This is a genomic window from Eubacterium maltosivorans (genome assembly GCF_002441855.2).
GTDB lineage: Bacteria > Bacillota > Clostridia > Eubacteriales > Eubacteriaceae > Eubacterium > Eubacterium maltosivorans.
On the sequence record NZ_CP029487.1, the window covers coordinates 3,384,550 to 3,409,006 of the forward strand.

General features: G+C 39.2%; 17 protein-coding genes. 12 read left to right on the forward strand and 5 right to left on the reverse strand.

The genetic code is table 11. The features are described 5' to 3' along the window. The first annotated feature begins 3 nt into the window (after positions 1-3). From CPZ25_RS15655 to CPZ25_RS15665, 3 genes are all read left to right on the forward strand, one after another. Positions 4-1,824, forward strand: coding sequence for a VirD4-like conjugal transfer protein, CD1115 family (locus CPZ25_RS15655; protein ID WP_074618323.1), 1,821 nt, complete (start codon positions 4-6; stop codon positions 1,822-1,824). Next, a complete protein-coding gene (locus tag CPZ25_RS15660) occupies positions 1,790-2,143 on the forward strand; it encodes a TrbC/VirB2 family protein (RefSeq protein ID WP_074618306.1) in 354 nt (117 codons plus the stop codon). Before CPZ25_RS15655 ends, CPZ25_RS15660 begins: the two co-directional genes overlap by 35 nt. Positions 2,144-2,210: 67 nt before the next feature. Next, positions 2,211-3,050: a VirB6/TrbL-like conjugal transfer protein, CD1112 family gene (locus CPZ25_RS15665; RefSeq protein ID WP_074618305.1), complete on the forward strand. Its 840-nt coding sequence runs from the start codon at positions 2,211-2,213 to the stop codon at positions 3,048-3,050. A gap of 26 nt (positions 3,051-3,076) precedes the next feature. Here the strand turns inward: CPZ25_RS15665 and CPZ25_RS15670 are convergent, their stop codons facing one another. Then, entirely contained in the window at positions 3,077-3,457 is a 381-nt protein-coding gene (locus CPZ25_RS15670; protein WP_074618304.1) for a hypothetical protein, read from the reverse strand. A 90-nt stretch (positions 3,458-3,547) separates the two neighbouring features. Here CPZ25_RS15670 and CPZ25_RS15675 point away from each other — a divergent pair, with 90 nt between their 5' ends. The 3 genes from CPZ25_RS15675 to CPZ25_RS15685 are packed head-to-tail and all read left to right on the forward strand — an operon-like array spanning position 3,548 to position 8,120. Continuing rightward, positions 3,548-3,928 carry a PrgI family protein gene (locus CPZ25_RS15675; protein WP_074618303.1) on the forward strand — a complete coding sequence of 127 codons (381 nt, stop codon included), beginning with the start codon at positions 3,548-3,550 and terminating at the stop codon, positions 3,926-3,928. Continuing rightward, on the forward strand, positions 3,921-6,245 hold the full coding sequence (locus CPZ25_RS15680; RefSeq protein ID WP_096919216.1) for a VirB4-like conjugal transfer ATPase, CD1110 family: 2,325 nt from the start codon (positions 3,921-3,923) through the stop codon (positions 6,243-6,245). Before CPZ25_RS15675 ends, CPZ25_RS15680 begins: the two co-directional genes overlap by 8 nt. Before the next feature lie 27 nt (positions 6,246-6,272). Then, positions 6,273-8,120, forward strand: coding sequence for a lysozyme family protein (locus CPZ25_RS15685; protein ID WP_243129314.1), 1,848 nt, complete (start codon positions 6,273-6,275; stop codon positions 8,118-8,120). A gap of 1,195 nt (positions 8,121-9,315) precedes the next feature. Here CPZ25_RS15685 and CPZ25_RS15690 read toward each other — a convergent pair. Continuing rightward, entirely contained in the window at positions 9,316-10,776 is a 1,461-nt protein-coding gene (locus CPZ25_RS15690) for a GntR family transcriptional regulator (RefSeq protein WP_074618301.1), read from the reverse strand. Between the two features lie 165 nt (positions 10,777-10,941). On the opposite strand from CPZ25_RS15690, the gene CPZ25_RS15695 reads away from it, so the two are divergent. The 4 genes from CPZ25_RS15695 (at position 10,942) to CPZ25_RS15710 (ending at position 16,441) form a co-directional block, all read left to right on the forward strand. Continuing rightward, positions 10,942-12,585 (forward strand): diguanylate cyclase, encoded by a 1,644-nt coding sequence (locus tag CPZ25_RS15695; protein ID WP_096919217.1) that lies wholly within the window; start codon positions 10,942-10,944, stop codon positions 12,583-12,585. Between the two features lie 34 nt (positions 12,586-12,619). Then, on the forward strand, positions 12,620-12,967 hold the full coding sequence (locus tag CPZ25_RS15700; RefSeq protein WP_341473482.1) for an Hpt domain-containing protein: 348 nt from the start codon (positions 12,620-12,622) through the stop codon (positions 12,965-12,967). Then, positions 12,967-15,522, forward strand: a complete 2,556-nt coding sequence (locus tag CPZ25_RS15705; protein ID WP_096919218.1) for a hybrid sensor histidine kinase/response regulator — start codon at positions 12,967-12,969, stop codon at positions 15,520-15,522. The genes CPZ25_RS15700 and CPZ25_RS15705 overlap by 1 nt, the downstream gene beginning before the upstream one ends. 418 nt (positions 15,523-15,940) lie before the next feature. Further along, positions 15,941-16,441 (forward strand): sigma factor-like helix-turn-helix DNA-binding protein, encoded by a 501-nt coding sequence (locus CPZ25_RS15710; RefSeq protein ID WP_074618298.1) that lies wholly within the window; start codon positions 15,941-15,943, stop codon positions 16,439-16,441. A 148-nt stretch (positions 16,442-16,589) separates the two neighbouring features. Here the strand turns inward: CPZ25_RS15710 and CPZ25_RS15715 are convergent, their stop codons facing one another. From CPZ25_RS15715 to CPZ25_RS15725, 3 genes are all read right to left on the reverse strand, one after another. After that, entirely contained in the window at positions 16,590-17,168 is a 579-nt protein-coding gene (locus CPZ25_RS15715) for a restriction endonuclease subunit S (RefSeq protein WP_074618297.1), read from the reverse strand. A gap of 156 nt (positions 17,169-17,324) precedes the next feature. Beyond that, positions 17,325-19,133 carry an N-6 DNA methylase gene (locus CPZ25_RS15720; RefSeq protein WP_096919219.1) on the reverse strand — a complete coding sequence of 603 codons (1,809 nt, stop codon included), beginning with the start codon at positions 19,131-19,133 and terminating at the stop codon, positions 17,325-17,327. Next, the gene (locus tag CPZ25_RS15725; RefSeq protein ID WP_096919220.1) at positions 19,057-19,740 is read right to left on the reverse strand and encodes an N-6 DNA methylase; all 684 of its coding nucleotides are present in this window, start codon (positions 19,738-19,740) and stop codon (positions 19,057-19,059) included. Before CPZ25_RS15725 ends, CPZ25_RS15720 begins: the two co-directional genes overlap by 77 nt. 695 nt (positions 19,741-20,435) lie before the next feature. On the opposite strand from CPZ25_RS15725, the gene CPZ25_RS15730 reads away from it, so the two are divergent. Both CPZ25_RS15730 and CPZ25_RS15735 read left to right on the forward strand, forming a co-directional pair. Then, positions 20,436-21,257 carry a transporter substrate-binding domain-containing protein gene (locus CPZ25_RS15730; protein ID WP_074618296.1) on the forward strand — a complete coding sequence of 274 codons (822 nt, stop codon included), beginning with the start codon at positions 20,436-20,438 and terminating at the stop codon, positions 21,255-21,257. A 17-nt stretch (positions 21,258-21,274) separates the two neighbouring features. After that, positions 21,275-24,355 (forward strand): mechanosensitive ion channel domain-containing protein, encoded by a 3,081-nt coding sequence (locus CPZ25_RS15735; protein WP_096919222.1) that lies wholly within the window; start codon positions 21,275-21,277, stop codon positions 24,353-24,355. The last annotated feature ends 102 nt before the right edge of the window (positions 24,356-24,457 follow it).

The window sequence follows — 24,457 nt, forward strand, 5'->3', positions numbered from 1 at the left end:
AACATGGTGCTGTACATCGCCCTCCTTGTGCCGGTGATCGGACTGGCCCTGCGCATTGCCCCTTTCATCGACGAGGGACTTTATGCCTTTATCCTTAAGTTCCCCGAAGCAATGGAGCATCCCTTTAAAATCACATGGTGTGAGGGCAGCTTAAAATCCATCCTGATTCTGATGATTTTATATGTCATGGGAATCGGGATTTTTTATGCCACAAAAAAGAACTACCGCCGGGGTGAGGAACACGGAAGCGCGAAGTGGGGGGATGCCCAAAGCGTCAACCGAAAATACCGGGAGAAACACTTTGAAGATAACAAGCTGCTGACCCAGAACGTGCGCATGGGTCTGGACGGCCATCGGCACCGGAGAAACCTAAACGTGTTAATCTGCGGGGGGAGCGGGGCCGGGAAAACCCGATTCTATGCAAAGCCCAATGTCATGCAGGCCAATACCAGTATGGTGATCCTTGATCCCAAGGGTGAGATCCTCCGCGATACCGGACAGATGCTCAGAGAAAAGGGGTATGAAGTCCGCATTTTAGATTTAATCAACATGGAGAAGTCACACTGCTATAACCCCTTTGTCTATCTCAAAACCGACAACGATGTGCAGCGGCTTGTGACAAACCTCTTTAAGGCTACAACCATAAAAGGCGCGCAGTCAAGCGATCCCTTCTGGGATACAGCGGCCAGTATGTTACTGCTGTCCTTAGTCTTTTTTCTGAAATACGAAGCCCCGCCCGAGGAACAGAATTTTCCCATGGTCATGGAGCTGCTCAGAAATGGGGACATCCCCGAAGATGTGGACGGCTATGTGTCGCCCCTTGATGAGCTGATGGATCGTCTGGAAGCTCGGGAGCCGGATCACATTGCTCTGAAGTATTACCGCAATTATCGGAGTGGTGCCGCCAAGACCGTAAAATCCATCCAGATCACCTTAGCGGCAAGACTGGAAAAGTTCAACCTTGAAAGTCTCTCAGCACTCACAGTGACCGATGAACTGGACTTAGCCAGCATGGGAGAAAAGAAGGTGGCTTTGTTTGCGTTAATCCCAGACAACGACACCTCTTTCAACTTCCTCATCAGTATTTTATACACGCAGCTCTTTCAGCAATTGTTTTACACCGCTGACCGAAAATATGGGGGGCTGTTACCCGTGCACGTTCACTTTATCATGGATGAGTTCGCCAACGTTTCACTGCCCGATGATTTTGATAAAATTCTCAGTGTTATGCGTTCCCGGGGCGTTTCTGTATCCATTATTTTACAGAACATGGCGCAGCTCAAAGCCCTGTTTGAAAAGCAATGGGAAAGTATCGCCGGGAATTGCGACGCGTTTTTATATCTCGGCGGCAATGAGCAGGCAACACACAAATATGTCAGTGAACTGCTCGGGAAACAAACCATTGACACCAACACCTACGGAAAAAGCTCAGGTAAGAGCGGGAATTATTCAACAAATTACCAAAACAGCGGCCGGGAGCTGATGACACCGGATGAAGTGCGGATGCTCGACAACCGTTATGCTCTGCTCTTTATCCGCGGAGAACGGCCCATTAAAGATGAAAAATACAACCTGTTAAAACACCCCAATATCCATCTGACCACCGACGGCGGGATGCCGCCATATGAACACGGGCGTGTGGATCACGCTGTTGCAAGCATGAGCCTTGTGCCTTATTCGCCGGATATTGTGATTGAGGAAATGGAAATATCTGAAGAAACAACCTGTGAACTCTGGTCGGAGGAAGATTTAGAAGCTTATTTTGAAAAACAAAAGGAGATTTACCTAAATGAACCAAACAACGAAACGAAAAAAGAAGCATAAAGCCCCGACACCCCGTCTGCCTGTGAACACCAAAATGCGCCGCCGCTTTTCGGTTTATATGGCGATGGTACTGTGTGTTTTGTGTACCACAACCGTGCGCGCTGCCGATGACCCTATTGCCGTGGTCAACAACCTGTCCACCTTTATCTTTGGCCTTGTCCGGGCGGTCGGTATGATCCTCATCGGCTATGGCATTGTGCAGATTGGTTTATCCCTTAAGTCCCATGATCCAAGTCAGAGGGCCAACGGCATCATGACCGTGGCCGGAGGGATCGTGGTCACCTTTGCCAAGGAAATTTTGAACACCATTGCGGGATAATCCGGTATGCATACAAAGAAAAAAGGGCAGGCCAAAACGCTGGCCCGCCCTTTGAAAGGAGGATTCAATGGAAAGTGATAACTGGATTGTACAAAATCTGCAAAACGCACTGGACACATGGAATGGAAAGCTGTCGGAAATCTGGCAGCTGCTCACCCAGTCGCCCCAGACCTTTAAGGGCGGTGGCATCTGGGAGGTGATTGTCAACATCAACGGCACCTTGCAGGCCATCGGCTATGCCCTGTTGGTGTTGTTTTTTCTGGTAGGCATGGTCAAGACCTGCGGCTCACTGGCAGAAGTCAAGAAGCCGGAACACGCCCTGAAACTCTTTGTGCGCTTTGCCATTGCCAAGGGAGTCATCACCTATGGTCTGGAACTTATGATTGCCCTGTTTACCATTGTGCAGGGGATCGTGTCAAAAATCATGGTGACGGCGGGGCTGGGGGGTGCGACCCAAACCGTGCTGCCGCCAGAGATTGTGGAAGCAGTGGAGAACTGTGCATTTCTTGAAAGCATCCCTTTGTGGGCGGTGACTCTCATCGGAGGACTGTTCATCACCGTATTGTCTTTTGTAATGATCATGAGCGTATATGGACGTTTTTTTAAGCTCTTTCTCTATACTGCCATTGCCCCGGTGCCCTTGTCCACCTTTGCGGGTGAACCCAGCCAGAGCATTGGCAAAAGCTTTCTGAAAAGCTATGCGGGTGTCTGTCTGGAGGGGGCAATCATTGTACTGGCCTGTGTGATTTTTTCACTGTTTGCGGCATCCCCGCCACAGGTCAACCCGGACGCTTCGGCGGTCACCATGGTTTGGGCCTATATCGGGGAACTGGTTTTTAACATGCTGGTATTGGTGGGAACCATCAAGCTTGCAGATCACTGTGTGAAGGAGATGATGGGCCTGTAGAAATAAAAAAGGACGTGGTTAACGTCCTAGAATACAGGCTTATCGTCTTTGTTATAGCGCATGGTTCCTTCGCTGTCAATATAGCAGTCACGGGTAGAGATACCCCGAGCTCTTGCCGTCCGGGCCTGCCAGGCAATATCTTCTTTCATGGTTTTATAGTATTGCCGCTCGTCCCAGTAATCCTTAAAAGAGCGTATCCAAGAGATCAGGGAAAAACCCAAAAGAATAAAGAGAATGGCAAAAGCCAGTTTTTCGTGGGCAGCCGCCCATGGATTGAGAAAAGTGCTGACCAGCAGGAAATAGACAACGGGCAATGTCAGACGAAGCTTTCCAGCAAGCTTCAACACAAACGACAAAACAATGAGCACAATGGTGATGATCAATGAAATAAATGCGACATATACCATGGGGGCGCCTCCTATGTATTGATTTTTATAGTTTTAGTATAGCAGGCTTCGCTCAAAAAGCAAGCCTGTAAAAGCAAAAGGAGATTTATTATGGAAGTGAAGATAAACCGCGAGATCCGCGAATATACAGAAAGCATGTTTTTCGGACTGTCCATGCGGCAGTTTGTTTTTTCGGTTATGGCCTGTGGGATGGCCGTTGGCCTGTATTTTTTACTCAGGCCTTACTTTGGCATGGAAACACTGTCCTGGGCCTGTATCTTAGCTGCTGCACCCTTTGGGGCGTTAGGCTTTATCAAGTACCACGGCATGAACGCCGAACAGTTTCTGTGGGCATGGATAAAAGATCGGTTTCTAATGCCCAAAATTCTGATTTTTGATGCGGACAACCTGTATTACCGGATGCTGACCACGCCAGCTAACAAGAAAAGAGATAAAAAAGAAAAAAAGGATCAAGGAGCGAAAAATGATTAAGACACTTAAAAATTCAAACCATCAGGAAAAGGATAAATTTAAAATTCCCAAAAGCGCGCAGCAGGCTGTCCCCATCCAGATCATTTATCCGGATGGGATTTTTTGTATCGGTAAAAATAAATATTCCAAGACTTTTCGGTTTACGGACATCAATTACGCTGTGGCTGGTCGGGAGGATAAGGAAGCCATGTTTTTAGAATATTCCGAACTGTTAAACAGCTTTGACAGCGGCGCGACCACCAAGCTGACCATTAACAACCGCCGCCTGAACCGGGCGGACTTTGAAAAAAGTATTCTGATCCCCATGAAAGAGGATGGACTGGACATATACCGGAAAGAGTATAACCAGATGTTACTCGACAAAGCTACCGGAACCAACAGCATGATTCAGGAAAAATATGTGACCGTGACAATACTGCGCAAAAACTATGAGGAAGCCAAAACCTATTTTGCCCGCGTGGCAACAGAGCTGACCGCCCATTTTTCCCGTCTGGGGTCACGCTGTACAGAGCTTGACGCAGAGGAAAGGCTGCACGTCCTGCATGATTTTTACCGGACAGGGGAGGAGACAGGCTTCACCGTTGATTTATTACAGACCATGAAAAAAGGCCATGACTTCCGGGATTTTATCTGTCCGGATACCTTTGAGTTTGAATCGGATGCTTTTAAAATCGGAGATCGCTATGGCCGGGTGCTGTTCCTGCGTGAATACGCATCCTATATCCGTGACAGCATGATCAGTGAGCTGACGCAGCTCAACCGAAACCTTATGCTCAGTATTGATGTGATCCCAGTGCCGACCGATGAAGCTGTGCGGGAGGTGGAAAACCGCCTGCTCGGGGTGGAGACGAATATAACGAATTGGCAGCGGAGACAGAACCAGAATCAGAACTTTTCTGCGGTCATTCCCTATGATATGGAGCTGCAGCGGAAGGAATCAAAGGAATTTCTGGACGACTTGACCACAAGGGATCAGCGCATGATGTTTGGCTTGCTCACCCTTGTACACACTGCCAAAAGCAGGAAGCAGCTCGACGCAGATACGGATACACTGCTCACCACGGCCAGAAAGCACCTCTGCCAGTTCGCGATCCTGCGCTATCAGCAGCAGGATGGTTTAAATACCGTCCTGCCCATTGGACACCGGAAGATCAATGCTCTGCGCACCCTGACCACCGAGAGCTTAGCCGTGCTGATGCCGTTCCGGGTGCAGGAGATCATGGACACAGGCGGTATCTACTATGGTGAGAACGCCATCTCCCACAATCTCATCATGTGCAACAAAGCCAATCTTTTAAACCAGTCCGCCTTTCTTTTGGGCGTGCCGGGCAGTGGGAAAAGCTTCAGCGCAAAAGAGCTGATTGTATTTCTCGCCCTCGCGACCCAGGATGACATCCTTGTGTGTGATCCAGAGCGCGAGTATGTCTCCCTGATTACAGCCCTCGGGGGTGAAGCGATCCGGATCGCGGCGGGGTCAGAGGATCATATCAATGCCATGGACATGGTGGAGGGTTACGGTGATGGTGGAAACCCCATTGTGGACAAGTCCGAGTTCATTTTATCCCTCTTTGAGCAGTTGGACAAAAAGGGACTGGGAGCAAAAGAAAAATCCATCATCGACCGCTGCGTGGCATTGGTCTATGACGATTATCAACGGGGCGGGGAGCTGCCGACCTTATGTGTGTTGCGGGAGAAGCTCATGGAGCAGCCAGAGCCGGAAGCCCAGGAGTTGGCTTTAGAGCTTGAACTTTTCACGGACGGAAGTCTGAACGCCTTTGCCCATAAAACCAACGTGGACACCCAGAACCGCATGGTGGTCTATGACATCATGGATTTAGGCAAGCAGCTCAAAACCATGGGCCTGCTCGTTATCACGGATGCCATGATCAACCGGGTCACGGAAAACTGGAAAAAGGGCAAGCGGACACATCTGTTCTTAGATGAATTTCACGTTGTTTTTGAAAATGAATACTCCGGTGCCTTTTTCAACTCTGCGTGGCGGCGTTTCCGGAAGCGTAATGCATTTCCGACCGCCATCACCCAGAACGTAGAGTACCTTTTAGACAGTGTTTTAGCCAGTACCATGTTATCGAACTCGGAGTTTATCGTCATGCTGAATCAGGCGGCTAGTGACCGCCAGAAGCTTGCCAACCTTTTGAATATCTCAAGAGAGCAGCTGAGCTATATCACCAATGCGGATGAGGGCTGTGGCTTGATAAGGTACGGGAGTTCCTTAGTGCCCTTTGTCAACAAGTTTCCGAAAAAGACCAGACTGTACAGGCTGATGACCACCAAGCCGGGAGAAGAAACCCTTTGATCCTCCCGGTGTTTTCGATGAAGGGAGGTGTTAAGCATCGGAAAAGAAATCAAGACCCGGGAGGTAAAGAAGGATATACGGGTACTCGACAAGGCCGGAACAGCTGCCGAACGGATACGGGAAGCGACCATCCGGACAAAGGATGCCGCGGAGTGCAGCCAATCGCCGCAGGAAACATCCGCAAATGACTATGCCGTCAACCGGACATCGGATTACGCAGATCGTGCGGCCCATGGAGCAGCCCGGAAGATTCAGAATCAAAGCCGCAGCGCCGCTCAGAAGGTTAAGGCCCACTGGGCAGACCATATGGCTGAATCCGTGGAAAATGCCCGCGCCGAAGCGGAACCGGGTGTCCGGAATATCGGGGATGAGGTGCGCATAAAAACCCGGGAGCGCGTAAACGGCATGGTGAAAGCCAAAGGCAGTACCGAGCCGTCGATCAAGGCCCTCCCGGAAAAAGAAAAGAATATCCGGCAGTCTATTTACTCCGCAGCCAAGAGCAAGCGGGCGGCCCAGACAGGCATTGAAAAGGCTACTAAGCGGACGATTAAAACCAGTGATCAAACGGGCAGGCTGCGCATTAAAACGGCCAGTGAAGCCCGTAAGCTGGGAAAAAACAGCATCCGGACAGTGAAAGCATCCAAAAGGGCCATCAAGTCCGGGCGGGCCACGGCAAAGACCGCCAGAGAGAGCAGCAGGGCGGCGGCAAAAGCGTCACAGGCAGCTGCCAAGGCAGCGGTTAAGACCAGTCAGGCATCGGCCAAAATGGCCGTCAAGGCTTCTCAGGCTGCGACGAAAGCAGCGATCACCACCGGAAAGCTCGCCGCCAAGGTTACGGCCACAGCCGCCAAAGCCACGGCCGCGGTGGGAAAAGCCCTTGCCAGTGCCATTGCCGCCGGGGGATGGGTGGTGGTGCTCATTCTGGTGATCATTGTGCTTTTTGGCGGGGCTTTGTGTCTGGTGGGAGCGGGTAATGCCAATGCGGTGGAGCCTGTCAGTGAAGAAGTACAGGCTTATGAACCGCTGATCACAAAGTATGCCCGTGAACATGGGATACAGGAATATGTTGAACTGATCAAAGCGGTCATGATGCAGGAATCCGGTGGCCGCGGGGGCGATCCGATGCAGTGTTCAGAGTGCGGCTATAATGACCAGTATCCCGGCGGCATCACCGACCCGGAGTATTCGATCAATATTGGCATCCGGTATCTGGCAGACTGCCTGCACGCCGCGGGGGTTACCAGTCCCATGGATTTAGAGCATATCAAACTCGGATTACAGGGCTACAATTTTGGGGCAGGCTACATCACCTGGGCTTTGGAAAATTACGGCGGCTATACCCAGACTAACGCGCAGGAGTTCGCCAATTTGCATGGCGGCAGCTATGGCGATGTGAGCTATGTGCCGAATGTTTTAAGGTATTACCCTTTTGGACGTATCCCGACAGGGACAGGCAACAGCAATATTGTCAACGTAGCGGCCAGCCAGATCGGGAATGTCGGAGGACAGCCCTACTGGAGCTGGTATGGCTTTTCTGGTCGGGTGGAATGGTGCGCTTGCTTTGTTTCATGGTGCGCGGATCAGTGCGGCTATATCGACGCAGGGATCATTCCAAAGTTTTCCTATGTCCCGGACGGCGTAGCCTATTTTCAATCAAAAGGCCAATGGCAGGACGGGAGTTATACCCCAAAGGCCGGGGATATTATTTTCTTCACATGGGGTGGCGACGGCAGCGCGGATCACGTCGGTTTTGTTGAGAATGTGATAGACGGCACCGTGAACACCATTGAGGGAAACACCACAGACAGCTGCGCAAGAAGGAGTTACCCCCTCGGGGGCTACATGATTCTGGGGTACGGCTGCCCCGCTTATTGAAACTGAAAAAAAGATTATGGAGTTTGGCGGATGAAAATCGGCTAAAAACAGGGAACCGAAAGAAAAAAACTTTCGCGTTCCCGTTTATTTTTGTGCAAAAAATCAGGGTAGCCGGGGTTTTTAAGCTTTTGTTGATCCCCAGTATCAAAACAACAAATATGTGTGGCTGAGCAGATGCAGAAAATCAGCTCGGCGGTCGATTGTTTCACTTGCAGTGGGCCGTCGTCAATGGGGTGGAGAGCGCAGACCCATGTAAAAGAAAAGCGGCTCGGGGGACTTCCTATGTTGTGCTGTGTGTTTCGCCATTTACTAAAATGGTAAGTCTGGACGGGAATGGATGAAAGAAACACGCGGGAAACCGCCTTGAAGTGAACCTGCTGAAAAGAGAATTTCTGATTGTGCAGGAAAAAGATAGTTAAAATCAGAAGTAAATTTTATTTTTTGATTTTTCGTAAAAATAGGCTATCTCTGTCCTGCTGATACAAAAGAAAAAATATATAATGTGCTGGATTAAATTTTAATAAGATCAAAAAGATAAAATTTAAAAAGGCTGATGTGATTTTGCTAATAGCAGGAAAAAAATGGCCGATTAAGTGATTGTTTCAAATGTATAATAATCATGCCATCAGTGTCAAAAAGAGACTAAGTAGCATTCGTTAACACACTACAAAAATTTAAATATGAGGGCTGGTGCTTTGGATGGGAATCTTTCAGAAAAGTACCTGTACAGTTAATCTGGAAAGCTATATTTAAAAAAATTTTCGGGACTAGGAATTTATTACGTTACTGGCTCAAGTGCTGACTTTGTCGATGAAGTCCGGGAGTCTGGACATCAGAACGTTACTATGAATATCCATAGAAAAAAGCCCCTTTCACTGCCGAGTTGCAGGGCAGCGAAGGTTGTCTTCACTTTTGGATATGGCATGCTCTTTTATATTGCTGGAGATACAACGAACTACTCATGTCTTTGTTTGATCCCTTGTATTTTTATGTTAATTGAAGCAGTATATAAAGACAAAATTAAACATGTTTGATGGGTGAACCTCATTTTTTTAATTGTGTATATGCAAGAAAATATCCTAATATGTGTTTAGCAATACTACATTTTTTGTGATATTCGTACATTGCGTGAGAATATCTTTTCAATTGCTTTCATCTCGTTCTTTCGATATAAAAGATTTTTCATCTCTTGCCTTTAGTAGATCTCAGGGATTTGAATATAATCTATCCTATAAAACTTATATTTTTTGATCATGTAATCCTTAGCGTGTTTTAAAGTAAAACGATAGCAATCTGTAAGACCATTTGCAAAAGCATTCATATCTCCTTTACGCAGATGCTGAACGGAGGCAGCGACTTTTTTGTTTAGTTTTTCAAGTACTGTTTTTTTATTATCATAATAAGCAATATAATGTCCCCATTCCGTAAGACGAAATGTTTCGGTCAGTATAGCATGTAAAGGTTGCAGTTCAATATGTTTTAAAATGGCTTCGAAAATATCAATTATATGAATGGAATTTGGTAAGTTGAAGACTTTATCCAGTTTATCTAAGTCTTTTGTAGTAAAAGTTGGGGCTACAATTAAAGCTACAGGATGGATAATTAATACTAATAATTGTAGTGCGTGAAGGTATTGTAAAGCCTCCTGTGTACGTCTCGGCTTAGGAAGCATCTGATTTACCAAAGAATCATCTGGTTCGATCACCATAGTTCCTTTGCCATTTAAACTTTTTACAAGGCCTCTCTGATTAAGTTCGTCCAAGGCTTTTCTGACTGTAAATACTGAGACACCGTATTGACTGGCAAGCTGTTTTTCATGAGGTAGAAATGTTCCGTAAGGATATTCACCACTCCCAATTTTCTGGTTTAGATCGCTGATTATTCTTGAATAAAAATAATCTTTACCGCGGGTTGGTCGCCATAAAAATGAAGCTGAAGATTTTGCTGGACATTTCGGTGTTGTGCTTACCAAATGATTTAAAGTGTTGGCAATTGAATCAGCAAATCTTTGCCCCAATTTCTCTAATTGCTTTTTCTTTACAGAAGGATCCTTACCTTTCAAAATATCCATGATAATTCCAGTAACGGACGTTGAACCATGCAGAAAGTTTTCTAAAAAAAAGGGGCACTCTTCTGTAAAAAAACTCAGGTTATGATAGAGTTCAAATGTCGAATAGAGATTGCCGATTAAAGAATTACCACCAATTTCCAGAATTTCTTTAATGAAATCAGAAGATGGACGCCAGCCGCCAGCAGCAATTCCAAGACGAGACACTTTTAGAGCTTGTTTGTAATGAAGCATTAATTCTAAATTGCAATTCTCGGATGCAAAAACTAAAAGAGAAGGTAATATTAAAGCAAAAGTTTGATATAATTGTACGATACTATCTCTTTTTCTTAAAGTATTAAATAATATATTTTCTGTTCCGTAGGGTGCATTAGAAAGGACTGTTGGTGCAAGGCGTGGGCGGATTTCGATTAAGCCTTCTTTCTTTAATGCATTAAAAACACAGTTAATTGTATATCGGCTTACATGGAATTGATTGCAGAGAACTCTCGAAGATGGCAGACAGTTCCCAGGAAGTATTTGACCATTTAAAATGCGCTGTTTAATTTCGTTATATATAAATGAGAATTTGGTCTCTTGTGGTTCCATGATTAAATTCCTTTCAATTTTACTTTAATTATACTTCTTATACTTTAGGTTGTCATCAAAAAACGCTAAGCTTTATGCTTACCTGTCCAATATAGTCGTTGCCAAGTTGTATAAAATACACTTATAATAAAAATGTAAAGTTATAGTGAAAGAGATTAAAATATTATGAATAAACAAAAGATATTAGTTGTGGATGATTCGGAAATGAACCGTGCTCTTTTGATAGATATTTTAGAAGAGCAATATGATGTTGTGGAAGCGGATAACGGTATAGAGGCGATTACACTTCTTTCACAGCATCGAATGGATTTTTCGCTCATACTTTTAGACATTATGATGCCTGAAATGGATGGTTTTGAAGTTTTAACGTATATAGATAAATATCATTGGAATGATACATTTGCCGTTATTATGATTTCAGCAGATGATTCTCCTGAGAATATAAAACGTGCCTATGACTTGGGCGCTTTTGATTATATTAGCCGTCCGTTTGATTCGACAATTGTTCGTCGTCGTATATCAAATACCATGTTTTTATATGCTAGACAACGCCATCTTGAAAAAATTATTTCAGAACAATTTTGTGAACAGGAAAAAAATAACAAGCTAATGATCTCAATTTTGTCTCATATTGTGGAATTTCGAAATGGCGAGAGTGGTTTGCATGTGTTGCACGTCAACACTATCACAGAACTTTTGTTAAGACATCTGGTTCAGCGGACAGATCGATATCCATTGTCAAAGTCTGATATTATTTTAATAAGCACCGCTTCATCTTTGCATGATATTGGAAAAATATCTATTTCAGATGAAATTTTGAATAAGCCTGGGCGTCTAACGGCAGAGGAATTTGAGGTGATAAAAACCCATTCAGCAATTGGGGCAAAAATGTTGCTGGAGTTGCCGGTGGAACAACAAAAGTTGCCGCTTGTAAAAGTAGCTTCTGAAATTTGCCGGTGGCACCATGAAAGATATGATGGCAATGGTTATCCAGATGGATTAAAGGGGGATGAAATTCCTATTGCCGCTCAGGTAGTAGCATTGGCGGATGTATATGATGCTTTAACCAGTGAACGATGTTATAAAAAAGCATACTCACATAGAGAAGCATTAAAAATGATTTTGGATGGGCAATGCGGCGTATTTAATCCGATTCTTTTACAATGCCTGCAAGAAATTGCGGATACGCTTGAAAATGAATTAAAGGATACTGCGTTTGGGCAGGAGACCAAATACATTCAAGATGTAAGAAAAAAAATAGATTATGATAGGTTGTTTAGTCATAATGCACACACATCTCTTTCGCGTGAAGAGTGGAACCTACAATTATTGTACATTGATTCTTTAACCGATGTCTACAACCGACGTTATTATGATGAACATTTTAGAGATACAGAGGATACGGAAGGTGTTGTCGTAATAGATGTCGATAATTTTAAAGATATTAATGATTATTATGGACACGCTAGAGGGGATATTGTGTTGCAAAATATTGCTAAAACGATTTTATCATGTGTGAGAAAAACGGATACTGTAATCCGTTATGGTGGGGATGAATTTGTAGTAATCTTTTATAGTATTCCTGCCGATGCATTTAAAAATAAATTAGAGCGAATACGGATGCTTGTAAATAGGCTTGTGATAGATGAATACCCTGAAATTCAAGTTTCAATCAGTGTAGGGGGAGCGCATGGATTGGGAAAAGTAAAAGAAATGTTTAATATTGCAGATCATATGATGTATCAGGCAAAAAATACAAAGAATCAAGTGTTTATACAGTTTCTTGAAAAAGAAACAAATGATATTTAAAAGCGAGGAAATGATGAATTTAAGAGACTGTTATATGAATTTTGACGGCAATTATGAGGATGCACTAGGAAGATTAGGATGCGAAAAGACAGTTGAGAAATTTCTATATAAATTTCTGGAAGATAAAAGCTTTAACTTGCTGGAAGTGTCAATGCGTAATGAAAATTATGATGAAGCTCTCCGAGCCACCCACACGCTCAAAGGAATTTGCCAGAATCTTTCTTTTACCCAATTGTATGAAAGCAGTAGTTTAATGACAGGAGCACTAAGGGGAAGAACGTGGGAAAAAGCAATTGAGATCATGCCACAGTTAACAAATGATTATTGTCAAATCATAAGTGTTATAGAAAAATATAAACGTTTTAAGGCGGAACAATATTGATGTGGAATAATGAAAAAAAGAAATCTCCAATGCGATTTCTAACATACAGTTTCATAGGCCTTCTAATCTTTAGTGTAGTTGTTTTTACGCTTTTAGGAATTCATATGAATCGAGAGAGCAAAGAGGCATTTTATGAAGTTGGAGAAATCTATATGTCTGGAATGAATCAGCAAATGTCAGAACATTTTGAGTCTGTAATTAAACTGCGTTTTGATCAGGTTAATAGTATTGTTTCTGTTGTTTCAGAAGAGAGAAACAGTGAAAATCTATACGATGAACTCATTTACAGATCGCTGGCCAGAAATTTTGATTATTTAGCACTTTGCTCTGCTAAAGGAGAGTTTGAAACGCTTTATGGACAACCAGTACAGCCGATTAACCCATCTCCTTTTGTGGAATCCTTAATACAGGGAGAGCAGAGAGTTGCGGTAGGGATGGATGCAACTGGAAAAGAAGTAGTATTGTTTGGTGTTGATGCTAATTATCCTATGTCGAATGGTGATAGATGTACAGGCCTGATCGCAGCTGTACCATTAGACTATATCACCAATTTTCTTTCACTAGAGGGAGAAGATCAATTAATGTACTACCATATTATCCGGCCAGATGGCAGTTTTGTAATCAGAAATTCCAATACAGAGTTATGGGAATTTTTTGATTTATTGCAAAATCAGGCTGATCCAGCATCAAGTGAATCAATTATGGATTCTTCTCTTAAAGAATTTGCTGTTGCGTTAGAAGATAATGACATGTACGATACAACTCTTAAAATAAAAGGTAAAGAGCTGCAAGTTTGCGTCACTCCTTTACCATGTTCAGAGTGGTATCTGGTAGCAGTTATGCCTTATGGTATATTAAATGAGATTATAGGAAAGCTAGGCAGCCAACGTATAGGTACAACGGTAATAGCCTGTATTTCTATTTTAACAATTCTGATACTAATTTTTATCAAATATTTTTCTATGACTCGTACTCAACTGCGAGAGTTGAAAAAAACTCGCCAAGTAGCGGTTGAAGCAAGTAAGGCAAAAAGCGAATTTTTAGCTAATATGAGTCATGATATACGAACACCTATGAATGCAATTGTAGGGATGACTGCTATTGCCACCACTCATATAGACGATAAAGAGCAGGTTCAGAATTGTCTGAGAAAAATTACGCTGTCGAGTAAACATTTATTAGGACTTATTAATGACGTTTTAGATATGTCTAAAATTGAAACAGGCAAATTGACACTAACAATAGAGCGGATTTCTTTAAAAGAAGTTATTGAGGGAATTGTTAATATAATGCAGCCTCAGATAAAGTCCAAAAAGCAGAATTTTGATATACATGTAGATAATATTTTAACAGAAAATGTGTGGTGTGATGGTGTACGTTTAAATCAGGTATTATTAAATCTTTTATCCAATGCAACTAAATATACGCCAGAAGGTGGTTCTATACGATTATCTTTATTAGAGGAAAAGTCCCCTAAAGGAGATAATTATGTTCGAATTCACATTAATGTTAAAGATAACGGAATCGGCATGTCACCAGCATTTTTAGAGAAAATATATGAATCTTATAGTCGTGCTGATGAAAGTCGGATACATAAAACTGAGGGTGCTGGCTTAGGGATGGCAATTACAAAGTACATTGTGGACGCAATGGAAGGAAGCATTGCTGTAAAAAGTGAACTCGATAAAGGAACAGAATTTAATCTCGTCTTTGATTTTGAAAAGGTTGATGCATTGGAAGTGAATATGGTGCTCCCGCCGTGGAATATGTTGGTTGTTGACGATGATAAGTTATTATGTCAAACGGCCATAAAAGCTTTAAATTCCATTGGAATAAAAGCTGAATGGACATTGAGCGGAGAGAAGGCGGTAGAATTGGTAATTCAGCACCATCAAAAGAAAGACGATTATCAGATCATTTTATTAGACTGGAAACTGCCGGATATGAATGGTATTCAGGTTGCTAGAGAAATTCGACGTAATTTAGAAAATGAAATACCGATTTTATTGATTTCTGCATATGATTGGAGTGAGTTTGAGACAGAAGCCCGTGAAGCAGGAATTAGTGGCTTTATTTCCAAACCTTTGTTTAAATCTACTTTGTTTTATAGCTTGCGTAAGTACATGGGCTGCGAGAAAATAGACGATCAAATACCAGAGCAAAATATTGATATGTCTGGATGCCATATTCTACTCGCTGAGGACAATGAACTAAACTGGGAAGTTGCAAAGGCATTACTATCCGATTTGGGAGCAGAACTGGATTGGGCAGAAGATGGGCAGATATGTGTGGAAAAGTTTCAAAGATCACCAGATGGATATTACGATCTTATTCTTATGGATATTCGGATGCCCCATATGACAGGTTATGAAGCGACAGAAGCAATTCGACGGTTAAATCGATCCGATGCTTCATCTGTTCCAATCATTGCCATGAGTGCCGATGCTTTTTCTGAGGATATACAACATAGCTTAGAGTCTGGTATGAATGCTCATATTGCTAAGCCAATTGATGTATTAGAAATATCTCGTTTATTAAAAAGATATTTAGTATAAAGGGGCTACAAAAACGCGTAACGAAGGATGCGCGTTTTTGTATTAAGAAAAACACATATTCTGGTAAAAATATTTTTACTTTAGTTACTTGGTTTCAGATAGCTGAATCAGATATTTAATGATTTTTGCAAATAAATAATTAACAATATTTTCTCATCGCAAATAAAAATATAATTAATAAGTATTGAGGGGGATAGGATAAAAGTACCTTTAAAATATTTGAATTGAGAAAAAATAGAACTCAATATACTTTACTTAGTATGTCTGTAGTTAAAACACTGTAAAATAATTTTAAAACATAAATTTTTGTATTCTAGCAGGCACGTTTACCTCAATGTGAGATATTGTGCCTTTTTTAGGTTATCCGCGTGGCCCTCCTCCATTCAGTTTTGTTAATAAACTGAATGGAGGTAAAATTATGAAAGCTAATACAAAATGTTTTGTTAAAAATGAGAAGGGGCACTATTTTGAAATTAGATATGATGAACTTTGCGAACGCTGTGAGGCCTACCCAGAAATATATGCGAGCAAAAAGTTTTTTCCGCTGCAGGGAATGCTTTTGGAAGTAACGCCAGAACAATATAAATCACTTTACAAGGATTATGAGAGACAACGATATTTAAAAAAACTGGAGAAAGAATACAATCCTATCTCTTTCAATGAGTTAAAAAATGATAAGAATAATCTGATCAAAACGGACGAAGATATTTTTAAAATTATTGAAAAGAATATATTGTTAGAAACATTGGGAAATGCATTAAACCAACTAAATGAACAGGAAATATCTATTATTAAAGCATTATTTTTTGAAGAAAAAACAGATACTGCATTTAGTCGAGAAATAGGCGTTCCAAGGTCAACGATTACAAGTCGAAAGAAAAAAGTACTCAAAAAACTTAGAAAACTAATAGAAAGTTAGATAATTCAAGAGCCTAAATTTTTGGATTTAGGCTCTTATATAAAAATACTAGTTTTTATTTTTTTAACTATATAGACTGTTATAGAAGAAAAATCATTTTTAAAATACATGGCATTTGGAATATTATTTGATTTTATTAGTAAATTTATTAAACAAAAAGATTGAACTCCATTTCTCTTTTTATCTGTTTGTATTTATCAAGTTTTTTCTCTAGCTGTTGAATTTCAGTATTTAAATCATTTAAAATATGTGCGATAGATTTTTGTTCTAAATATGGAGGAACAGGCACAATAAGTTCAAGTAAATCTTCTATTTGAATAGCTGCTGAGCCAAAATTATTGTTCTTTTTAATTAGTTCTGATTCCAAAAATTTTACTAAAAAATAGAACCAGGAATTAAAGGTTTCTTCATTTGCAGATAAAACGACTTGACCTTTAGATTCCCTAATTTTTATATAGTCGTTGGTTAATTTATCTTGGTTGTTTTTCTTTTTATTAAATAATATTTTGGATGATTTAATACGCTGAATTTTACATAAATCACCTATTTTTTTATATGTATATATTTTTTCAAATCCTGGTAATTGCATATTTCCAGTTAAAATTTTTTCAGTTACTATTTTTTTGAATCTTATTTTTTGGATAATCAGTTTTTGAAGAGAAAAAATCAGTTTATTCATATCAAAAAAAATTTTATTACTTATATTTTCAACATTATTTAATTTCAATTCTTTTCCTCAATAGGTTGCTTGCTTAAAAGGTGTCTTAAAAAGCGTTAATATTAATTTGACACAATTTACACTTGCTACTATAGCTATCATCTGCCTTTGCCGCATTAGTGTGAAGTTTCATCAAGAAACGCTTAAAATCATAATACCGTATAATTACTTATTAGCAACATCTAGATAAGCACCTTTAAATCCCATCTTTTTTAAATGATTTTTTACTTTTTCTTCAGCTTTTTCTACTTCATTAACACATTCTGTCAAAGAGTATTCATAGTATTCTGCCATGTCAATAATTTGTAAAGAATAATAGGTGGGTATTGCTTGATAGATGTCTTTAATCCTTTTATAAATATCAATGAACCATTTTTTTTCTATTAAAAAATGTATGATTTCTTCCTTACTCATTTGCTGGTATTTATTTTTTAATAAAGAATTTAAACTAGCTTCTGTTTGGTTAGTGGCTCTCTGATAACTAATCTCAGTGTTTAGCAATGTGCGATATGTTTTAATAATCGAAATTTCTTTTACATTGTCGTGGTCCTTTTGAGCATTATTAGTAAAGTTATTTGTTAACATATTATTTTTTTTATCCCAATAATAGGACTTATTCACGTCAATTTTGTTTTCTTTAGTGAATGTTTCAATATGATCTGTTACTTTTTTAAGTTCTTTTTTAAGTCTTTTCAGAACTTGGCTTACATCGCTGTAGAAATAATCAGTTAATAAAGGTTTAATATGTTCAAATAAATCATAATACCCATTTTTTACTGAACCATATTTGTTATATCGAGTGTTCTTTTTATTTTCATAGTTTAGTATATAATAAACATCGTTGCGCATTATTTGTGCCCAATATTCTAACAGTTCTTCATAAAAATCGTATTCGTCTAAAATGGGTACTTTTGCAAACGAAATAAGTAATTGTCTTGAGATGCTTTCAATCAATTCTTCAGCGTTAACTCCATTTTTTAATTCTTTTAGAAAGGGAACGGTGTGCGTTTTCCAATTATTAAAAGCGTCTTCTATCTTTTCAAAATTCTTTATAAATGCTGTGTCTGTGGCAATTATTTGGCAAATCTTCTCTTTCTGCACGGACAAGCAATAGTAGTCTTTCCTAATCAATTGAAATAAACGATTTTTTAATGCTGGGCATGCTTTCCAAAGTGGATTCATTTTTGCAATTTCTTTTTTGGGAATTCCACCATTGATTAAAGCATTGATATCTCGTAAATCCTTATGAGCAGTATCTTTATAATAATAAAAAGTATCTATACTATATTCGGTCATCATTTTGAGCTCATCATTTGCAATAAAGCGAGCATAGTTTGGATTGGATGTATCGGATGTGAGAAAAGTACTGATAATTTTATGGATATCCCGTTTTCTTAGATAGCTTTTACCATTCTTGCTAACAAAGTCCCTATTTGCATCAATTATAAAAATACCTTTTCGTTCTGACGCGTTTCTTTTGTCAAGGATTAATATACTAGATGGACTGTCTGTTTCACAAAGTAAGTTAGACGGGAGATTAATGATTCCTTTTATATATCCATGTTTGATGATCCACTTGTAAGTATTGGCGTTTATGTTTTTGGGAAAAAATACGCGGCTTGGAAGGAGTACAGCTGCTTTACCTGTTGGGTTCAAAGAGTTTAATATATGCAATATCCAAAGCGTGGCCTCTTTTTTTTCTGGAAATTTTTTCAGTATATCGTTAGAATACCTTCCATAAGGATCAGGCACTTGAATATCACTTATCCATGATTTGTCCATAAATGATAGGTGTGTCACTACAAAGTCAAAAGTTTTTATCAGATTTGGATGGTTCGAATTCTTAAATTGAGGAGAAGAGAGCGCACTCTTTCCACATGCAATTTCAATATTTTTTTTATGGTGAAGAAATAAACGCATGCGTGCTAAACAAGCACTGAAGACGTTTTTTTCCTGGCCATAAATATTGTGCATGATCTGCAGCACAAGTCAATAAAGAGCCGGATCTACATGCAGGATCATATAGTGTTTTGTTAAAATCCTTTACGGAGTCAACACCAATGACTCTAGCCATAATAATAGAAATTTCATTTGGCGTGTAGAATGCTTCTTTGTTTATGGTGGAATCATAGGCAAATTTATGTATGAGATAATCATATAGTTTTAAAAATGAATATTCAGAGTGATTTTGCTCATTGAAAATATTTTCTTCTAAATTTTGAAATATTTCTACTAAACATGAAATTCTATCAATAGATTCCTTATCTTTATCAAGTTCAGCACTGTTAAAATCAGCAATATCAATAATACCGTTAAGATTGTTAGATTCGGCAAACCTGCGTAATACAACATTAATCCCTTCGCCAATGTTTTCTCGATATTTCATGGACACAATATCATCAAAGCTTCCGCCCTTTGGGATTGTGATATTCCAACTTTCATTACTGCCATTGTGTCTTATTGAAACATACTTTAAAAATAATAAAGATAAGACATAATTTCTGAAACGCTGTGGTTCAAGATTACCTCTCAAGTTGATACAAGCATTGTATAGTTGATCGTAAATTTTTATCTGTGACATTGCCTTTTTTAGAATTCCCTCCTAAAATTATTGTTTTGTTTAATGCTTTAAAACATTTGTTGTTTATTGTTTTCAAATATTTTAGATCCAACATTACTTTATCCGATTACAACTTGAGAGCTTTTATCCTTGCAAGAAAGATTAATTTCTTTTATCGTGTATTGCCAGCTTGAAGGCTTTTTAACAAAATTTTAAAATTAGATTGTGAATTTATATAAAATAAACTTCTTAATTAGAATATTTCCGAACCATTTTCAAACATTGTACCAAGTAATCCATGTTTAGTCAATGTGTGAAGTTACTTTTGGTTTTAATATTTTTAATTCATAAATAGTATACAAGTGACTATGATTTAATACATTATTTAATATAACTATAAAAAATATTTAATGTTAATGCTTTTGATTTGCTTTTCAAAAAGATTAAAGGATTAGTTTGAAAGTTTGTATGCAAGTAATAATAAAAAATATTTATATAATTTTTATTTTTATATCAAATAATACGTTAAATGTGGCTATAAATAAAAAATAATAACAGGTTATTTGTTGGTTTGAAAGTGTTTTAGGATATAGGAGACGGATTGTGTAATTATGGAACAAAAACAGTAAAAATAAAGATTTTTTTTCCTTCATACTATATACTGTTGGCGGCTATCCATATTATAAAAAATTATTTTGATCAAAGGAAAGAGGAAAATGAGGAAAAAGTTATATTTTGTTTTAGCGATATTTCTGATTTTAGCACCTTTTTTGACGGGCTGTAATAATGCAAATCATGTTAAAACGCTTCGCGTTGGAGTTCGTGATAATATTGTGAACTTTGGATATCTCAATGAAATATCAGGAAAATATTACGGATTAGAGGTCGATATTGCCACTGAGTTGGCCAATCGTTTAGGATATGGTAATGTGGAGTTTACCACTGTAACTCCCGACAATCGAAAACAGATGTTACTGGACGGTAATGTTGATTGCCTTATCGCATGTTATTCAATTTCAGATACACGTATTGAGAATTTTGATTTTTCGCCTGCGTATTATACCGATAATATATGTATAATGGTGGAAAACTCGTCAATGATTGAAAAAATTGAAGACCTGCAGAATAAGAAAATTGGAGTAATGAGTGGCTCAAATACCGCACCTATTCTTGCCATAAAATTACAAGAAATTGGAATGATCCAAGGTGAATTAGGTTCAAAAGTGACGGGTGTGGAAGCTTTATCGGATACTGACGAAGCTACTGTGTTTAACGGTATGTACTTTAAGAAAGAAAATAATTATAACGCACTTTCTGATGATCTGGAGGTTGGAACTGTTGATGCTGTCGCAATGGATGGCGCTATTACAAAGACTTATAAAAATGATGAACGAAATATTTTGGATTTTAATGTATCTGAGCAACAATATGGCGTAGCCACTCAGAAGGGGTCTGAACTGAGTGCGCAAGTCTCCGAAAAAATCCAGGAGATGTTGGATGATGGAACGATTGAAGTATTAAAGGATAAATGGGATTAAGGGAGAGGAAAATTCGGATGTCCAATAAATTAAAGAGAAAAGCATTTCTTTTGATTTCCTTGGAAGTGATTGCGCTCGTCATAATGGGAATTTTTCTGAATACGATGCAAAAGAATCTTTCTTTAAAAGGATATCGAAATGATATTACAGAGGAAAACAAACAAATTCAAATACTTTTGAACGAAGCAGCAGAAGAAGCTGTTCAAACAACTGAAAGCTATGATGCTATTTTTCAGTCTAAAGCAGCAAGTATAGCCTTTATGGCTCAAAACAATGCAGGTTTTGAAGCCTCCGATTCAAAAATGCAGGAATACCAGGAATTACTTGGAGTAGGCAATATTCTTATACTAAATAATAGGGGAGATGTGATTGCTAAAGCCCGGGATTCATCTGCTAATTTTAATTATCCGCGTTATAATCAGTTACGTACTGTTTTTTCAGCGGGGGTGCCGAGTGAAGCCTTTGAAATCGAAAGCGACAATCATTTTTACCGTTATTACGGTGCAAAAATCAATGATGAGCAGATGGTTGTCATTGAAGAGAATCCAGATGAGCTATACCAAATATTGGATGATACCACCTCGCCATCTGCAATTTTCAATAACGTTACCATTGGTCAAACTGGATATGTTTTTGCCATTTCAGCTAAAAATTATTTAATTACCTATCATTCGAACAGTGCCCTTATTGGAGAAGATGCTTTAGATGCCGGCATTCCTGTGGATGAATTAGAAAATGGAAATTTTACGTGGATTAACTTCAATGGCGAAAAAATGTATGCGGGTATTAGTAGAATTGATGAAACTTACTATATTAGTGCTGTTCCTGAGACGGAAATAAAATCTTCACGTAACATTACGGTCGGGGTCATATTGTTTACTTTTTTTGCTGTAATAACCATTGTTATCACATATGGGATTTTCATTATAAATGATCATGAGAAAAAAGCAAAATCTGATGAAGATTATCAAGTAAAAGGGCACTTCATATATAATAAATCTGTAGGTAAGAAAGCAGCTGTTCTTTCATTTGTAGGCTTAATTTGTATACTTATCATTTCTTATTATATGCAGACCCTGTTTGCCTTATCATCCCAGTCGATGACGAATATGCAGCGTGTTGATGAAGTCGAAAGTACCATAAATCATTATCAAGAAAAGATTGATCTGTTAACAGACCAATATAACGAAAGATATCTAGGTAAAGCAAAATTAGCTGCATATATTTTGGATTCAAATCCTAGACTAAGGAATAAACAAGATCTGCAGGCATTGGCAGATACACTTCAAATCCAATATGTTTATGTTTTCGATGCGAACGGCGTGCAAACAGCTACAAACTCACCTTATACAAAGTTTCAGGTCAGTCAAGACCCTAAAGATCAGTCTTATGAATTCAACAAGTTGCTTTCAGGCGCTGAATATCTGATTCAAGAATCTCGACCGGATGATGTTTCAGGTGAATTACGACAATATATTGGGGTATCTCTGAGAGATGGGGCTGGAAATGCAAATGGCTTTGTTCAAATTGGTATCCGACCTTCACGCTTGGAAAACCTTATGGAAAATATGCAAATTGATAAAATTCTTGATGGTGTAAAGGTGGGAGTCCATGGTTTTGCTTTTGCCGTAGACAAAGAAAATCATAATTTTGATTATTATCCTGTCCATAAATTAATTGGGCGCCCTGCCACTGAGTATGGTTTAAGTGATGAAGAGTTTAAGGATGGTTATAGTGGTTATATGACCATTGAAAATCAAAGATACTATGGAACTGCAAAAGAAACGGCTGTCGATTTTGTTTATATTACGGTACCCGAAACTGAAATTATGGAAGAACGTATCCCGTTGACTTTGGCATCTTCAGCGTTGAGTTTGTTTTTTCTTGTTATAATCTTTTTTGTTTTGGCTTTTGATGTCAAAAAAGAGACCATTAACCGTAAAAAGGATCCGGTACATGAAATTTTCAAATCAGATGGTCGAATGGTTGATGTTCAAATGCCTGATGGCAGAATGGCTAAAACGGAAACCGCCGCCAGTCGATGGATGAATATTGCATTAAACTGGGGAGAAAAAACTCCAGAGCAGAAAATCACAGTGGTTATCAAAATAATTTTAGGAATTTTGACTATTGCCATTAGTGTTGTAGTTCTCTTTAAAGATAAATTTTTTACTGATAATTCAATTTTTGCTTATATTCTTGGTGGCCAATGGGATCATGGTTTAAATATCTTTGCTTTCACGATGTGTCTTATCGTCATCAGTATTGGTTTGACAATAACAACAATTATACGGAAAATTTTAAATCTTTTGTCTAAAACTTTCGGTGCACGGGGTGAAACAGTTTGTAGACTTTTGGGCAGTTTTATTAAATATGTTTCTATTGTGGCTATTATTTGTTTTTGTTTGTCAATGTTAGGTGTCAACACGACAACCTTGTTAGCTTCAGCAGGAATTCTTTCTCTTGCGATTAGTTTTGGCGCAAAAGAATTAGTAGCGGACATTATATCTGGATTATTTATCATTTTTGAAGGAGACTTTCGAGTTGGTGACATTATTATGATTGACGATTGGCGTGGTACTGTGATCGAAATTGGTGTACGGACAACAAAAGTGGAGGATGGTTCTAAAAATATCAAGGTTATTCGCAACAGTAATGTGAGCAATATTATTAACATGACCAAACGTTACTCCTATGCTTCTTGTGATGTTGGAATTGAGTATGGTGAGTCTTTGGAACGCGTAGAAAATATCTTTGAAAAAGAATTTCCTAATATTCGGAAACGTCTTTCTGCAATTCAGGATGGACCTTTCTATAAAGGTGTTGTTTCTTTAGGTGACAATAGTGTTAATGTTCGTATTGTTGTTCAATGTGCAGAATCTGACCGTATTCAACTGGAACGTGATCTTAACCGTGAAATGAAACTCATCTTTGATAAATACAATATCAACATTCCTTTCCCGCAGGTTGTTGTTAATCAACCGATTGAATTCCAGAAAGCGACAGAAGAAGAAAAAGAAACAGCTAACAAATTTGCAGAAGAACAGAAAGAAAAATCAAAGAATTTGGGAAATGAAGAGGATGACGATGATCACTAAACAACATTTAACTAATGTTTAATAGATATAGGTTGTTACACTTTTTACAAAGAAAACTACTTGCAAAGCAAGTGGTAGGAAAAGCTTAAAGCGAGGGTTCAA

Bases quoted from the DNA above. Each gene is read 5' to 3' on its own strand.
- CPZ25_RS15680 (WP_096919216.1), top strand. From the start codon at position 3,921: ATGATTAAGACACTTAAAAATTCAAACCATCAGGAAAAGGATAAATTT.
- CPZ25_RS15695 (WP_096919217.1), top strand. From the start codon at position 10,942: ATGAATAAACAAAAGATATTAGTTGTGGATGATTCGGAAATGAACCGT.
- CPZ25_RS15725 (WP_096919220.1), bottom strand. From the start codon at position 19,740: ATGTCACAGATAAAAATTTACGATCAACTATACAATGCTTGTATCAAC.
- CPZ25_RS15675 (WP_074618303.1), top strand. From the start codon at position 3,548: ATGGAAGTGAAGATAAACCGCGAGATCCGCGAATATACAGAAAGCATG.
- CPZ25_RS15660 (WP_074618306.1), top strand. From the start codon at position 1,790: ATGAACCAAACAACGAAACGAAAAAAGAAGCATAAAGCCCCGACACCC.
- CPZ25_RS15670 (WP_074618304.1), bottom strand. From the start codon at position 3,457: ATGGTATATGTCGCATTTATTTCATTGATCATCACCATTGTGCTCATT.
- CPZ25_RS15700 (WP_341473482.1), top strand. From the start codon at position 12,620: ATGAATTTTGACGGCAATTATGAGGATGCACTAGGAAGATTAGGATGC.
- CPZ25_RS15655 (WP_074618323.1), top strand. From the start codon at position 4: ATGGTGCTGTACATCGCCCTCCTTGTGCCGGTGATCGGACTGGCCCTG.
- CPZ25_RS15720 (WP_096919219.1), bottom strand. From the start codon at position 19,133: ATGCACAATATTTATGGCCAGGAAAAAAACGTCTTCAGTGCTTGTTTA.
- CPZ25_RS15665 (WP_074618305.1), top strand. From the start codon at position 2,211: ATGGAAAGTGATAACTGGATTGTACAAAATCTGCAAAACGCACTGGAC.
- CPZ25_RS15690 (WP_074618301.1), bottom strand. From the start codon at position 10,776: ATGGAACCACAAGAGACCAAATTCTCATTTATATATAACGAAATTAAA.
- CPZ25_RS15730 (WP_074618296.1), top strand. From the start codon at position 20,436: ATGAGGAAAAAGTTATATTTTGTTTTAGCGATATTTCTGATTTTAGCA.
- CPZ25_RS15705 (WP_096919218.1), top strand. From the start codon at position 12,967: ATGTGGAATAATGAAAAAAAGAAATCTCCAATGCGATTTCTAACATAC.
- CPZ25_RS15710 (WP_074618298.1), top strand. From the start codon at position 15,941: ATGAAAGCTAATACAAAATGTTTTGTTAAAAATGAGAAGGGGCACTAT.
- CPZ25_RS15735 (WP_096919222.1), top strand. From the start codon at position 21,275: ATGTCCAATAAATTAAAGAGAAAAGCATTTCTTTTGATTTCCTTGGAA.